A 14,211-nucleotide genomic window follows, 5' to 3' on the forward strand; every position below is an offset into this window, starting at 1 on the left:
CCACCCACAGGTGCCCTCAGCCGCGCATCGCCGCAGCCCCTCACCCCGTCCCCCGTCCGATGGCGGTGACGAGCCCATACGCGCTCCTGCGTACCCGCAACATCACCAACGGCACTTTCCCTCCCGCACGACGGCCTCACAGTAACCAGAACCCTAGATGAAAACGGACCCCATTTTCATGTAGGGGAAGCAACACCCGCCACCGCCGCGCACAGTGGAAGGCAACCGCACCGGACCTGGTGACCATCACCATCAACGGCCGCGAACACCAGGTGCCACGACGACTCGCCCCCGCCTACCGACGCGGCCTGCTCCACCCCGAGGACTGAGCCTCCTACCCGCCACACATAGCCACCGGGTCGCACCCACGGACGTCCTCGACACCAGCCGCTTCAACCCCGAACCCGCCCAGCAAACACCCGGCTACATTCCAGAAACCAAGGACTACATCTCCAACATCCTCTTCCACACCAGCACGACGCTCCGCAGGAGACCCACGTGACCGATTCCGCACGTCACGCCTACGCCGTGCGCCCCGCCACCACCGCCGACGCCGACGGAGCGCGCCGCGTCATGCTCGACACGTTCTACCGGGAGTTCGGCTACGGCTACGTCCCCGCGTGGCACCGCGACGTCGTGGACATCACGGGGACCTACCTCGAAGACCCCCGGCACCTGCTGCTGGTGGCCGTGCACGGCGACGAGGTCGTGGGAACGACCTGCGTTCGCTCGGCGGGGCCGACCCACCCGCCGCATCCCGGGCGGCTCGCCGAGCGCTACCCGTCCGGAACCACCGCGCAGCTGCTCCGCGTGTACGTGCGACCGGAGCACCGACGGCACGGCCTGGCGCGGACGATGGTGCACCAGGCGTGCGAGTTCGCCGCCGCGACCGACGGCTACGAGAGCATCTACCTGCACACCAACGCCGACATCGCGGGCGCCCTCCCGTTCTGGCACAGCGTGGCGAAAGAAATCTTCGACGCCCGCACCACAGGAGAGCACGGCCCGGGCTTCGCTACGGTGCACTTCGAGATCCCGATGCCACGCTGACACAATCCGGAGACAGGCACCGCGGACGGCGGGGGCGATACGCCGTACCCGGCGAACGTGGCGCAGCCTATTTCGCGTACCACAGCCCCAGGTCGTTCGATTCGGCATCTGCCGCACGCCGCAGAGCGTCCAAAGAGCCCAGCATGGTGTGCGGCAGATAGCCGGACCGGATGCTCAGCTCCCACCCGTGCACCTGGACCGCGAGGGCGGCCACGGCAACGGCGCCGACCGGCAGCAACGTCCTGGGGGCGGGGTCGGGGCCCGCACTGTCCCGGTGCTCGGTGAGCCGGGCCATAAGAGCCTGTTCGAAGGTGTGCTGGTCGTCGTCGAGGAGCGCGCGAAGGAGACACCGGTCCGGTGTCAGGCGGCCGACGGCGTCCAGTCGCCTGGCCGCTTCGGCCCGCTCGCCCGGGTCCGGCTTGCGCAGGGGCACGGTGGGCCAGTCGCGGGGCAGGTGGCCGCTCGCCCGGGTCAGGTAGCCGCACAGCGCGTCCATCGCAGCGACGTCCGCCGAATCCGATGTCGAGGTGAGCTTCGAGTACGGCACCCCGTTGCGGATAGCGGGCGCGTAGTCGTCTTCGAGCAGGAGCCCGATCACCCGCCGCCATTCCCACACCACGCCGCTGACCAGGCACATCGCAAACGCATCGAGCCATGTCCCGGCCGTGGGTGCTTCCTCGATGACATCGCCGAAGGTGACGTCATCGCTGCTGAGCTCCTCGCCGATGAGCGGGAAGGCGATTTCCTGGTCACCGTTGGGGAAACAGCCCACGCTCAACACCCCCAGGGAGCACTCCGCCGCGGTCCGCAGTGCCAGGCGCGACTGCTCGTCGCCGAGGACGGAGTCCTCGACGGTACGGGCAGCGACATGGTCCAGGAGTTCGTCCCGCATCTCCATGAGCTTCTCCGGGGACGGACAGTCGTAGCGCAACCCGTGCCACCGCCGCCGGGTCCGTCCGGTGACGTCGTCGAGTGCCTGGGCTACGCGTCCTCCGCTGACCGGGTGGCGCGCCACGTCCTGCATCGAAAGCCCTCTCCTCATGATCGCCTTGACAGAGTGGGCACGCTAACAGCGGGCGGGGGTGTGCGACTCGGAGAGCCGCGCGCGGACACGCATGCGACAGTTGTAGATCATTTGATTGTCGGACCAGTACGGTGGATCGGCGCCTCCCCCGGCTTCCGCATGGTCGATATGAGGCAACGTCAGGAACCCAGGAGTGACATGACCGCGGCCAGCAGTGCCCCCAACTCCGCGTGGATACGGCGGTACTCGCCCGCACCCGACGCGCCGGTTCGCTTGGTGTGCCTTCCGCACGCGGGTGGTTCGGCGTCCTTCTACGCCGGGCTGGGCAAAGCGCTCGGGCCGCGGGTCGACACTCTCGCCGTGCAGTATCCGGGGCGGATGGACCGTCTGCATGAGCGGCTGCTGACGCGGATCGACGATCTGGCCGAGGGGCTGGTCGCCGAGCTGGCGCCGTGGAGCGATCGGGGGATCGCCGTGTTCGGGCACAGTCTGGGAGCGGTGCTGGGGTTCGAGGTGGCGCGGCGCCTCCAGGCCATGGGCCGTCCGCCGGTCGCGCTGTTCGTGTCCGGGCGGGGCGCTCCGTCCCGCCATCGGCGGGAGTTCAGCGAGCGCCCGGATGACCGGACGCTCATCGAGCAGGTGCGGGAGCTGGGCGGCACCGATCCGCGCGTCTTCGACAACGAGGAACTGGTCCAGCTCGCGCTGCCGGTGATCCGCGCCGACTACGAGGTCGTGGAGAGCTATCAGTACCGTCCGGGCCCGCCACTGAGTTGCCCCGTGATCGCGCTGAACGGCGAGGACGACCCCAAGGTGCCGGACGGGGGCGCCGCCGCGTGGGCCGAGCACACCACGGGCGCGTTCGAGGAGTTCGCCATGCCGGGCGGCCACTTCTATCTCGTGGACCGGCGGGCCGAGGTGGCCGGCATCGTCGCCGACCGGCTGGCGCGGCTGACTCACACCCAGCCTGTCTGAGCAACATCTTCGGGCGACCCTCGCTACGTCACCCGGGACGGTTTAGGTAGTGTGCGGTACAGCATGGGCGCGAGTTACCCATGCGACGGGGGAGGAATTCGCGTGACTGTTCAGTGCTTGGTGTCTGGCCGATCCGTGCCGCCGATGACGGGCCGTGTGCCCGCCCGGCCGCCCAGACAGCCCTAACGCGACTTCGGCAGTCGTCCTCACCATACGACCACACATCAGCGCCGGGTTCTGACGCGCGTTCGGCCACTCCCCCGTCGAGGGTCCGATCGTGACAACGGCCGAAGCCACCCACTGACCGGCAACGCACCCAAGAGACACGGGGGTTCGAATGTGATGACCTTAAGATCGCAACCCGAGCAGGGGCTGGACGACGGTACGAAACGGTCCCTGCTGCACCACATGCTGGTGGCGCGGGGCGTCGACGAGGAGGCCCAGCAGCTCCAGAAACAAGGAGCGCTCGACCTCTGGCTGTCCTGTCAGGGCCAGGAGGCCGCGCAGGTGGGCTCCGCTCTGGCCGTGGGAACGGAACCCGCCATCTTTCCCAGCTACCGTGAACACGCGGTGGCTCTCCTGCGGGGTGTGGCCCCGGTCGAATTGCTGGCGCAGTGGGCCGGGCGCACGTTCTGCGGCTGGGAACCGTGGCAGCGGCGCTTCTTCCCCTACACGCTGGTGCTGGCGGCGCAGACCCTGCACGCCGTCGGCTACTCGCTGGGGCAACGGCTGCAGGGGCGGGAGGACTTCGTCGTCGTCTACGTCGGTGACGGAGCCACCAGCGAGGGCGACATGTCCGAGGCGATGAACCTGGCCGCCGTCGAGTCCGCCGCCGTGCTGTTCGTCTGCCAGAACAACGGCTGGGCCATCTCCAAACCCGCCGGCGAGCAGATGCGCACCTCCGTCGCCGAACGCGCCCGGGGCTTCGGCATCGAGTCCGCCGCGTTGTCCGGCCGGGATCCGGAGGCCGTCTTCACCGCCTGCTCCCGGGCCGCCCGGCACATACGTGAGTCCAAGTCGCCGTATCTGGTGGAGATCTCGGTGGGACGCGTCCACGGCCATTCGACGTCCGACGCCCAGGAGCTGTACCGCAGCCGGGACGACATCGCGAGGACCCGGGAGTCGGACCCCGTGACCGCCTACGCGGACCGGCTGACGGCCGAGGGCGTGGTGGACGCCGCCTGGCGGGAGTCCGTCGACGCGGAGGTGCGGGAGCTGCGGAGCCAGCTGATGAAGGGGTACGCGTGATGGCTCTGGAACGGCCCGCCAGCATGGCGGAGACGATCAACGCGACCCTCGCCGACCTGATGGAGCGGGACCCGAGGGTACTGCTGCTCGGCGAGGACATCGGACGGCTGGGCGGGGTTTTCCGGGTCACCCGGGGGCTCCAGCAGCGGTTCGGCGGGGACCGGGTGCGGGACTCGCTGCTGGCGGAGTCCACCATTGTCGGCCAGGCCGTCGGGATGGCGATCAGCGGGCTGATACCGGTGTGCGAGATCCAGTTCGGCGGGTTCGTCTATCCCGCGGTGAACCAGCTGATCACGCAGGCGGCCCGGATCGGCCACCGCTGGAACGGGCAGATCAGCCCGAGTCTGGTGGTGCGTATCCCGTCCGGTGGCGGCATTCGCGGCGTCGAGCACCACAGCGAGTCCAACGAGGCGCTGTTCGCGCCCGCCTCCGGTATCTCGGTGGCGTATCCGTCCACGGGCGAGGATGCCGACCAGGTCCTGCGGTACGCGGTGGGGCTGGGGTCGCCCGTGGTGATGTACGAGCCGGTCCGGCTCTACTGGCGCCGGACCGCGCCCCCGCGCAGCGACGCGCCGGCGACGTCGCCGACGGCCGCCCGGATCGTCCGGCCGGGCACGGACGTGACCGTGGTGACCTTCGGCGCGGTCACGAACGAGGTCCTGGAGGCGGCGCACGCGCTCAGCCCGACGGTGGACGTCGAGGTGGTGGACCTGCGCTGGGTGGCGCCGGTGGATATGGACACGGTCCTTCGGTCCGTGGCCCGGACCGGGCGGCTGCTGATCGTGCACGAGGCGACGAAGTACGCGGGCATCGGTGCGGAGGTCGCCGCCGCGGTGGCCGAGCAGGGCTTCGAATCGCTGCGCTGCCCGATCCGGCGACTGGCCCCCGACCGCCGCGCGTATCCGCCGGCGGACTTCGAGAACGACTACCTGATAGGCGTGCGGGAGATCACGGATGAGGTTCTGGTGATGATGAAGTGAGCGTGGAGCACATTGACTTCCGGGTCCCCGGCTTCGGGCACGGCCTCGGCGAGGCGCTGCTGGTCGAGTGGGTCGCCGCCGTCGGCGACCGCGTCGAGCGGGGGGACGTGGTCGCGGTGATGGAGACCGACAAGGCGAGCACCGAGATCGTGGCGGAGCGCGGCGGCCGTGTCGCCGCGCTCTCCGCGACGGTCGGCACCGTTCTCCAATCCGGTGACGTGCTTTACCAGTTGGCGGCCGAGTAGCCACCGCCCCAGGGCTTTCAAGGAGAGAAAATGAACGACATCGAACGCCGGATAGCGGACATCATGCTCACCAAGCTGAGGGAGCGGGACCCGTCCCTGGGTTACGACGACCTGGAGCGGCCGGTGGGCGACCTCGACCTGGACTCGCTCGACATCGTCGAGCTGACCCAGTTGATGGAGCGGGAGTTGCAGGTCAAGGCCGATCTGCGGGAGACGGCGGGCTTCGGTCTGCTCCAGGACTTCACCGCCTACTTCGTGAAGCTGGCCGACCAGTGACGAGCGCGGGCATCGTCGATCTCGCCACGGCGAAACCGGGCCGGACCGTCGACAACGCGCACTTCGACGCGATCGGCCTCACCGACGAGTGGATCAGGCGCCGCAGCGGGATCGCGTCCCGCGGCTGGCTCGACGACGACATCCCGCTGGCGGAGGTGGCGGCGGAGGCCTGCGCGCCGATCGTGGGCCGGATGGCCGATCCGTCGTCCGTCGGCGCCCTCGTCCTGGTCTCCACGTCCGTACGCCAACGCGTCCCGGGTATCGCGCAGAAGGTGGCCGAGCTGGCCGGGCTGCCCTCGTCGGTGCTGGGCTTCGATATGAACGCGGCCTGCTGCGGCTTCGTGTACGGGCTGGTCACCGGGCTGTCGCTCTGTGACGCCGGGCAGGCGTCGTCGGTCCTGGTGTGCTCGGTGGAGGCCATGTCCCGGCTGGTGGACCGGACCGACCGGCAGACCGCCTGCCTCTTCGCCGACGGGGCCGCCGCCGTCCTGCTGGAGCGGCGCGAGGAGTTCGCGCGCTTCCACCATGTCGCCGGGAGCGACGGCTCCGGCGAGGGGCTCATGCGGGAGACCGACGCCGGCGGCATCCATCTCGACGGGATGCAGGTGTACGACCGTGCGGTGCGCCGGATGTCGGAGTCGGCCCGGTATCTCGCCGAACGGGAACCCGCGCCGACGGTGCTGGTCGGCCACCAGGCCAACGGCCGCATCCTGGAGCAGGTCCGTACGTTCACCGCCGACCTCGGCGTGCCCTTCGTGAACCGTATCGCGCACTTCGGCAACACCTCCTCGGCGTCGGTCCCGCTCGCGTTCGCCGACGAGCTGGCCTCGGGCTCCCTGCCCGCCGAGGGCCGTCTCGGGGCCGTCGCCTACGGCGCGGGCGAGGCCTGGGGCGGGGTGTCGGTGAACTACCGGGTACCGGTGGCCCGGTAGCCGGGCACGGGGAAGTCCTGATCTTAGGAGGTTGTCATCTATTCGCCAGAAGCCTGGGTGCTTCGCTCTGGTTCGCTGGTCGGCACGCCCGACGGCGGCCCGGGCGGCGCCCTGCGACGTGATCTGTTCACCTTCGGTCCGCTGGAGGAGGGTGAGGCACTGGTGGAGCCGATCCTCGGTTCCTGGGAGGCCAACGTCGATCACGCGCTGGCCCGTTCGCCGATCGATGTGTGCAGCAGCCGCGGGGAGGACGCCGTGGTCCTGGGCAACCTGGGGGTGGTACGCGTCCTCAAGGTGAACGCGGCCGACCGGGATGTCCGGGTCCGCGAGGGGGACCTGTGTCTGCTGCTGCCGTTCGGCAAGTGCGACCGGTACGGCTACGCCGAACTCGCCTACGCCTACGACGCCCCGAACACCATCGGTCTGCTGACCAAGCGGTCGAAGATGGACACCCGGGTGCTGCTGCCCATCCCGGCCGACACCGCCTACTCCCTGCCCCAGTGGGCCACCTACGGCCGGTATTTCACGGCGTGGGACAACTGGCAGAAGGCGTACGGCTGCTGGCGGACGCAGATCGCCGACGACGACCCGTCCAGCCATCTGGTCTTCGGCTGGGGCGGCGGGGTCGCGTTCGCCGAGCTGATGCTGGCCCGGCGCGCCGGTTTCCGGGTGGCGATGACGGCGGGCTCGGACGAGCGGATCGCCTTCCTGCGCGAACACGGCATCGTCCCGGTGGATCGCCGGCTCTACCCCGATCTCTCTCTTCCGCCCCGCCAGGCCAGGGCGGACCGGGAGCGTCAGGCCCGCCGGCGGCAGTCGGTGTCCGACTTCCTCGGAGTGGTCGACGAGCTGAGCGACGGCCGGGGAGCCGCGATCTTCGTGGACAACATCGGCGAACCGCTGTACGACGTCACCGTGAAGGCCCTCGCCCGGGAGGGCGTCGTCACCACCTGCGGCTGGAAGGCGGGCATGCGGCTGTCCCATCTGCGGGGCGCCGAGTGCATCAGCAGGCACATCCATGTGAATACGCATGTGTGGCGGCTGCCGGACTCGCCGGTCATCCGGGACTTCCAGGAGGCGGGTGGCTGGATGGCTCCCGAGGGGTCGACCGTCACCTACGGCTTCGACGAGGTGCCGACGCTGGCCGACGACTACGCCGCGGGCCGGATCGCGTCGTACTTCCCGCTGTACAGCGTGAACCCGCTCTCGTGAGCTGAGCCGGGCTCCACGACAAGGCTCCGCCCCGACGTCCGTACGGCGTCGGGGCGGAGCCTTGTCGTGGTGCCCGTGGCCGTCAGTCCGGGGCCCGGTCGAGCCAGTCCATGACCGGCCGGGCCGTGGCGGCGGACTGTTCCTCCATCATGCTCCAGTGGTTCCCCGGCACCTCGACCGCGGTGTGCGGCAGCTGCCAGAAGGCCTGCGGGGCAGGGGCACCGGACCCCTCGCCCGGGGCGATCCGCTCCCCGGCGCGGACGAAGAGGGTGGGGGCCGCGATCTCGGCCGGTTCCCAGTCCGCGAAGAGCCGGAAGTAGCCGCCCATCGCGGTCAGCCGGGTGAAGTTCACGCCGTCCACCAGCCCCTCCCGGTCGAACATGCTGTCCATGAAGACCGAGGCGAAGCCGTCGACGACGTCGTTGCCGGGCAGATAGGTGTCCAGCAGCACCACTCCGGCGGGCACCACGCCGACGCTCTCCAGGTGTGCGGCCACGGCGTGGGCGAGCCATCCGCCGGAGGAGTGCCCGACCAGTACCACCGGCGCCCCGTCGGCACAGGCCAGTGCCGCGTCCGCGTGGGCGGCGACGGCCGCCTCGACCGACCGCGGCAGTGCCTGGCCGTCGGAGAAGCCGGTCGGCACCAGCACCGACACGTCCCTGACGTCGTGGAAGGCCGTCGCGAACCGCGCGTACTGGTGGGCGCTGGACAGCGCCACCGGGGCGGCGAAACAGACCAGCGACGGCCGCCGCGGTCCGTGGGAGAGCCGCACCGGCTTCGGCGCGTGCCGGGCCGCGTCCGCCGCGTCGAAGGCGGGACGGACCCGGGAGGCCGCCATCAGCAGGTCCACGCCGTCCTTGTACTGGCCGCTCTCGCACGCCTGCCGGAACAGCGCCTCCACGGAACCGGCCGGTGAGGGCGCGGCGGCGGGCGGCGCGGTCTGCGGTACGGCGTCCTCGGCGGCGGCCGTCGCCAGCAGCCCGCGCAGATGCGCGGCGACCGCGGCCGGTGTCGGATGGTCGAAGATCAGCGTGGCGGGCAGCGGGACGCCGCCCGCGGCGGTGAGCCGGTTGCGCAGTTCGATGGCGCCGAGCGAGTCGAAGCCCATGTCCGTGAACGGCTGGTCGGCGTCGATCACCGCTCCGGAGGAGTGGCCGAGCACCGCCGCGACCTGGTCGCGCACCGCCGTGTCGAGGAACTGCTCCCACGCGTCCTGCGGCACCTGAGCGAGTGCCCGCCGCAGACCGCCGGTCTCGGTGGCGGGCCGCGCCCGGCGTGCCGGGGTTTGGACGAGGTCCCGCAGCAGCGGAGGCAGCAGATCACCCGACGACTCTCCGCCGAGGCCGCTGGGGTCGAGCCGCATGGGGACGAGTGTGGCGTCCTCGCCGGTGCTCGCCGCGTCGAACAGCGCCAGACCCTCCTGGTCCGACAGCGCGCCCAGGCCCGCCCGGTGCAGCCGCTGCAACTCCGCCTCGCCCAGTCCCCCGGTCATTCCGCTGAGCCGCGCCCACATGCCCCACGCCAGGGAGACCGCGGAGCGGCCGCTCGCCCGCCGGTGCACGGCCAGCGCGTCCAGGAAGGCGTTCGCCGCGGCGTAGTTGCCCTGCCCGGCGCCGCCCAGCGTGCCGGCCAGCGACGAGAACAGCACGAACAGGGAGAGGTCCGCCTCTGCGGTAAGCTCGTGCAGATGCCAGGCGCCGTCCACCTTGGGCCGGAGCACCGAGGCCAGCCGCTCCGGGGTCTGCGAGCCGATCACGCCGTCCGCGACCACACCGGCCGTATGCACCACGCCGGTCAGGGGATGTTCCCGCGGTACGGCTGCCAGTACCTCGCGCAGCGCCTCCCGGTCGGCGACGTCGACCGCGGCGACAGTCACGGACGCGCCCAGTTCGCGCAGCTCCGCGACCAGATCGGCGGCTCCCGGGGCGGCCTCGCCCTGCCTGCTGGTGAGCAGGAGCCGCCGTACGCCACGTTCGGCCACCAGATGTCGCGCCACCAGGGCGCCCAACGCTCCGGTGCCTCCGGTGACGAGGACCGTGCCGTGCGCCCGGGGCGCGGCCTCAACTGGGCCGGTGACCGCCGCCCGCGCGAACCGGGCCGCCGACACCGTGCCCTGACGGATGATCAGCTGTGGTTCGTCCGTGCCGAGGGCGGCGAGCGCTGCGGCGCCGGGCTCCTCGGCGCCGTCGAGGTCCAGCAGGACGAATCGGCCGGGGTGCTCGGCCTGCGCGGAGCGCACCAGTCCCCAGACGGTCGCCGCCGCCGGATCCGCGAGGGGCGGTGCCGCCGCGCCCCGGGTGACCACCACCAGCCGGGCTGAGGCGAACCGCTCGTCCGCCAGCCACGACTGGAGCAGGCCGAGGATGTCCCGCGCCAGCCGGTGCGCGCGCTCCACCGGGCTCTCGTCTCCCGCAGGCTCCGGTACGACGGCCAGGACCAAGTCCGGAACCACGGCACCGGGCTCCCGCAGCCGGGCCCCGAGCGCCGTGAGGTCCGGGTGCGCCTCCACGGCACCGCCCGCGTCCGTGAGCGCGCGGCGCAACCCGGTGTCGCCGGTGCCCAGCAGGGCGCAGCGGGCTGCGCGGGCGTCCCCCACCGCGAGCGGCGTCCACTCCAGCCGGAACAGCGACCTCCGGTAGGCCCCGGCCCGCAGCTGCTCGGCGCTGACCGGCCGCAGTACCAAGGCGTCCACGGACGCCACCGGGGCGCCCGAGGCTTCGACGGCCGCGAACGACACCGTGTCCGGCCCCGCCGGGGCCAGCCGTACCCGCAGTGTGGTCGCGCTCGCGCGGTGCAGCCGCACCCCGTTCCAGGAGAACGGCAGCCGCCCCCGGCCGTCGTCCGCCAGCAGTCCTCCGAGGTTCAGTCCGTGCATCGCCGTGTCCAGCAGCGCCGGATGAAGCCCGAAGCCCTCGGCGGAGTCCGCCACCGGCTGTGGCGCCTCCACCTCCGCGTACACCTCGTCGCCGAGCCGCCAGGCGGCCCGCAGCCCCTGGAAGGCGGGCCCGTACTCCAGTCCGCCGTCGGCCAGCCGCTCGTAGAGCCCGTCCACCCGCAGCGGCTCGGCCCCGGGCGGCGGCCACTCCCCCGGTGTCCACGGGAACGCGGTGTCGGGGGAGGCGGCATCGGGGGAGGCGGAGAGCAGGCCCTCCGCGTTGAGCGTCCACTCGGCCTCACCGTCGGCGCCCGCCGCACGCGAGTACACCCTGACGAGTCGGGAGCCGCGCTCGTCCGGTGCGCCCACGACCAGCTGGAGGGTGACCGCGCCCTGCTCAGCGGGGAGGGCCAGTGGCACGCGCAGCGTCAGCTCGCTCAGCTCGCCACAGCCCAGGCTCTCCCCGGCCCGCAGCGCCATATCCACCAGAGCCGTACCGGGCAGCAGTACGACACCGGCCACGGTGTGGTCGGCCAGCCAGGGGTGGACCTCGGCCGAGAGCCGGCCGGTGAACAACAGCCCACCGGTATCCGGCAGTTCCACCGCCGCGCCCAGCAACGGATGGTCCGCTGTGCCCAGACCGGCGAATTCCACGTCCCCGGTCAGGTGTCCGTTGTCCAGCCAGTAGCGTTCGCGCTGGAAGGCGTAGGTGGGCAGCTCGACCCTCCTGGCGCCGCGCCCGGCGAAGAACGCCGCCCAGTCGACGGGGACTCCACGGACATACGCCTGGGCGACGGCGGATGTGAGGGCCTGCGCCTCCGGGCGGTCCCTGCGCAGCGCGGGCACGAAGACGGCTTCGGTGCTCTCCTGGCCCATCGCGGACAGGACGCCGTCCGGGCCCAGCTCGATCAGGGTCCGTACACCCAGCTCGTCCAGGGACCTGAGCCCGTCCGCGAACCGGACCGCCTCACGGACATGCCGCACCCAGTACTCCGGAGTACACAACTCCTCGGCAGCGGCCATCCCACCGGTCAGGTTCGAGACCACAGGGATGCGCGGCGCATCGTAGGACAGCTTCTCGGCCACGTGACGGAACTCGTCCAGCATGGGGTCCATGCGCGGGGAGTGGAAAGCGTGCGAGACCGTCAGGCGCTTGGTCTTGCGCCCCTGCTCGGCGAACCGCTCGGCTATCCCCTGTACGGCGTCCTCGTCACCGGAGACAACGACAGACGCCGGTCCGTTGACAGCGGCGATCGAGACCGTGGCCAGACCGGTCAGCGCCTCGGCGACCTCGGCCTCGCTCGCCTGCACCGCCACCATCGCACCACCAGCGGGCAGCGCCTGCATCAACCGACCACGCGCCGCCACCAGCACACACGCGTCCTCCAGCGACCACACACCCGCCACATACGCGGCGGCCAGCTCACCGATGGAGTGTCCGAGCAGGACATCCGGTGCCAGACCCCACGACTCCAGCAGCCGGAACAGCGCCACTTCCACGGCGAACAGACCGGTTTGTGTGTAGACGGTTCGGCCCAGTGCGGCAGCGTCCTCGAAGACCACCTCCTTCAGCGGCCGGTCCAACTCCCCCTGGAATCCATCGCACACGGCGTCGAAGGCCTCGGCGAACACGGGGAACGCCGCGTACAGCTCACGGCCCATTCCGGCGCGCTGCGCCCCCTGCCCCGTGAACAGGAACGCGGACTTGCCCCGGCGGGAGACCACGCCTCGCACCACGCCCGGCGCCTCCCCGCCCTCGGCGAGTGCGGTCAGAGCGGCGGCGAAGGTGTCCCGGTCCGCGGCCACGACGGCGGCGCGGTGGTCCATGGGCGTGCGGGAGGTGACCAGGGACAGGCCGATGTCCTGGGGTGTGCTCTCCGGGTGGGTGTCGAGGTGGGTGCGCAGGCGGGTGGCCTGGGTGCGCAGCGCTTCCTCGGACTTGGCGGTCAGTACCCAGGGCACCGTGGTGGTGCGGACGGTGGGCTGGGGGAGGTCGGCGGGGTCAGCGGCGGGTGCCTGCTCGACGACGGCGTGCGCGTTGGTGCCGCTGATGCCGAAGGAGGACACGGCGAAGCGATGCGGTCGCCCGGTCTCCGGCCACTCCCGCGCCTCGGTCAGCAGTTCCACCGCGCCCTCGGACCAGTCCACCTGCTGTGAGGGCTCGTCCACGTGCAGGGTGCGCGGCAGCACACCGTGCCGCATCGCCATCACCATCTTGATGACGCCGGCGACACCGGCGGCCGACTGGGTGTGGCCGATGTTGGACTTCACCGAGCCCAGCCACAGCGGCCGGTCCTCGGGCCGGTCCTGGCCATAGGTGGCCAGCAGGGCCTGGGCCTCTATGGGGTCGCCCAGCCGGGTGCCGGTGCCGTGGGCCTCCACCGCGTCGATCTCGTCGGTGGAGAGCCGGGCGTCGGCGAGAGCCTGGCGGATGACGCGCTGCTGGGAGGGGCCGTTGGGGGCCGTCATGCCGTTGGAGGCGCCGTCCTGGTTGACGGCGGTGCCGCGTACGACGGCCAGGATGGGGCGGCCGTTGCGCCGGGCGTCGGAGAGCCGTTCCAGCAGCAGCATGCCGACGCCCTCGCCGAGTCCGGTGCCGTCGGCGGCGGCGGCGAATGCCTTCACCCGGCCGTCCGGTGCGAGGCCGCGCTGCCGGGAGAACTCCAGCAGGGTCACCGGAGAGGACATCACGCAGACACCGCCGGCCAGGGCCATGGTGCACTCCCCGGAACGCAGTGCCTGCACGGCGAGGTGGAGGGCGACCAGCGAGGACGAGCAGGCGGTGTCGAGGGTGACCGCGGGGCCTTCCAGCCCGTAGGTGTACGCCAGCCGTCCCGAGGCGATGCTGCCCGAGTTGCCGTTGCCGATGTAGCCGGCGACGTCGTCGGGTACGGAGCGCAGCCGGGCGGCGTAGTCGTGGTACATCACTCCGGCGAATACGCCGGTGCGGCTGCCCTTCAGTGCGGAGGGGGCGATTCCGGCCCGTTCGAACGCCTCCCATGAGGTCTCCAGCAGCAGGCGGTGCTGGGGGTCGGTGGCCAGCGCCTCGCGCGGGGAGATGCCGAACGGGGCGGGGTCGAAGTCCGCGGCGTCGTACAGGAAGGCGCCTTCGCGGGCGTACGCGGTGCCGATGTGGTCCGGGTCGGGGTCGTAGAGGTTGTCCACGTCCCAGCCACGGTCCTCGGGAAGGCCGGACACGGTGTCGGTGCCCTCGGAGACCAGCCGCCACAGGCCCTCCGGGGACGTGACGCCGCCGGGGTAGCGGCAGGCCATGCCCACGATGGCGATCGGTTCCCGGCTGCCGGCCTCCAGCTCGCGCACGCGCAGCTTCGCCTCCTGCAGGTCGGCGGTCACACGGCGGAGATATCCGAGGAGCTTTTCCTCATTCATCACGTAC

General features: G+C 71.5%; 10 protein-coding genes and 1 pseudogene. 9 read left to right on the plus strand and 2 right to left on the minus strand.

The window, feature by feature from the left end:
• Positions 1–188: 188 nt before the first annotated feature.
• Both ACWC5C_RS32130 and ACWC5C_RS32135 read left to right on the plus strand, forming a co-directional pair.
• A pseudogene (locus ACWC5C_RS32130) lies at positions 189–329 on the plus strand (50S ribosomal protein L32); the annotation flags it as partial.
• Between the two features lie 244 nt (positions 330–573).
• The gene (locus tag ACWC5C_RS32135) at positions 574–1,050 is read left to right on the plus strand and encodes a GNAT family N-acetyltransferase (protein ID WP_450881257.1); all 477 of its coding nucleotides are present in this window, start codon (positions 574–576) and stop codon (positions 1,048–1,050) included.
• A gap of 67 nt (positions 1,051–1,117) precedes the next feature.
• On the opposite strand, the gene ACWC5C_RS32140 is transcribed toward ACWC5C_RS32135, so the two are convergent.
• Positions 1,118–2,074 (minus strand): immunity 49 family protein, encoded by a 957-nt coding sequence (locus tag ACWC5C_RS32140; RefSeq protein WP_450881178.1) that lies wholly within the window; start codon positions 2,072–2,074, stop codon positions 1,118–1,120.
• Between the two features lie 198 nt (positions 2,075–2,272).
• Between ACWC5C_RS32140 and ACWC5C_RS32145 the strand changes: the two genes are divergently transcribed.
• From ACWC5C_RS32145 to ACWC5C_RS32175, 7 genes are all read left to right on the plus strand, one after another.
• Positions 2,273–3,046 (plus strand): thioesterase II family protein, encoded by a 774-nt coding sequence (locus ACWC5C_RS32145; RefSeq protein WP_450881180.1) that lies wholly within the window; start codon positions 2,273–2,275, stop codon positions 3,044–3,046.
• Positions 3,047–3,388: 342 nt separating this feature from the next.
• A complete protein-coding gene (locus ACWC5C_RS32150; RefSeq protein WP_450881182.1) occupies positions 3,389–4,294 on the plus strand; it encodes a thiamine pyrophosphate-dependent dehydrogenase E1 component subunit alpha in 906 nt (301 codons plus the stop codon).
• Complete coding sequence (locus ACWC5C_RS32155) at positions 4,294–5,274, plus strand: alpha-ketoacid dehydrogenase subunit beta (RefSeq protein WP_450881184.1); 981 nt, start codon at positions 4,294–4,296, stop codon at positions 5,272–5,274. The genes ACWC5C_RS32150 and ACWC5C_RS32155 overlap by 1 nt, the downstream gene beginning before the upstream one ends.
• A gap of 2 nt (positions 5,275–5,276) precedes the next feature.
• A complete protein-coding gene (locus ACWC5C_RS32160; RefSeq protein ID WP_450881186.1) occupies positions 5,277–5,519 on the plus strand; it encodes a biotin/lipoyl-containing protein in 243 nt (80 codons plus the stop codon).
• Between the two features lie 30 nt (positions 5,520–5,549).
• Positions 5,550–5,795, plus strand: coding sequence for a phosphopantetheine-binding protein (locus ACWC5C_RS32165; protein ID WP_450881188.1), 246 nt, complete (start codon positions 5,550–5,552; stop codon positions 5,793–5,795).
• A complete protein-coding gene (locus ACWC5C_RS32170) occupies positions 5,792–6,727 on the plus strand; it encodes a ketoacyl-ACP synthase III (RefSeq protein ID WP_450881189.1) in 936 nt (311 codons plus the stop codon). The genes ACWC5C_RS32165 and ACWC5C_RS32170 overlap by 4 nt, the downstream gene beginning before the upstream one ends.
• Positions 6,728–6,784: 57 nt before the next feature.
• On the plus strand, positions 6,785–7,939 hold the full coding sequence (locus ACWC5C_RS32175) for a zinc-binding alcohol dehydrogenase family protein (RefSeq protein ID WP_450881191.1): 1,155 nt from the start codon (positions 6,785–6,787) through the stop codon (positions 7,937–7,939).
• A gap of 82 nt (positions 7,940–8,021) precedes the next feature.
• On the opposite strand, the gene ACWC5C_RS32180 is transcribed toward ACWC5C_RS32175, so the two are convergent.
• Complete coding sequence (locus ACWC5C_RS32180; RefSeq protein WP_450881259.1) at positions 8,022–14,204, minus strand: type I polyketide synthase; 6,183 nt, start codon at positions 14,202–14,204, stop codon at positions 8,022–8,024.
• Between the last annotated feature and the right edge of the window lie 7 nt (positions 14,205–14,211).

Source organism: Streptomyces sp. NPDC001700 (assembly GCF_053596435.1).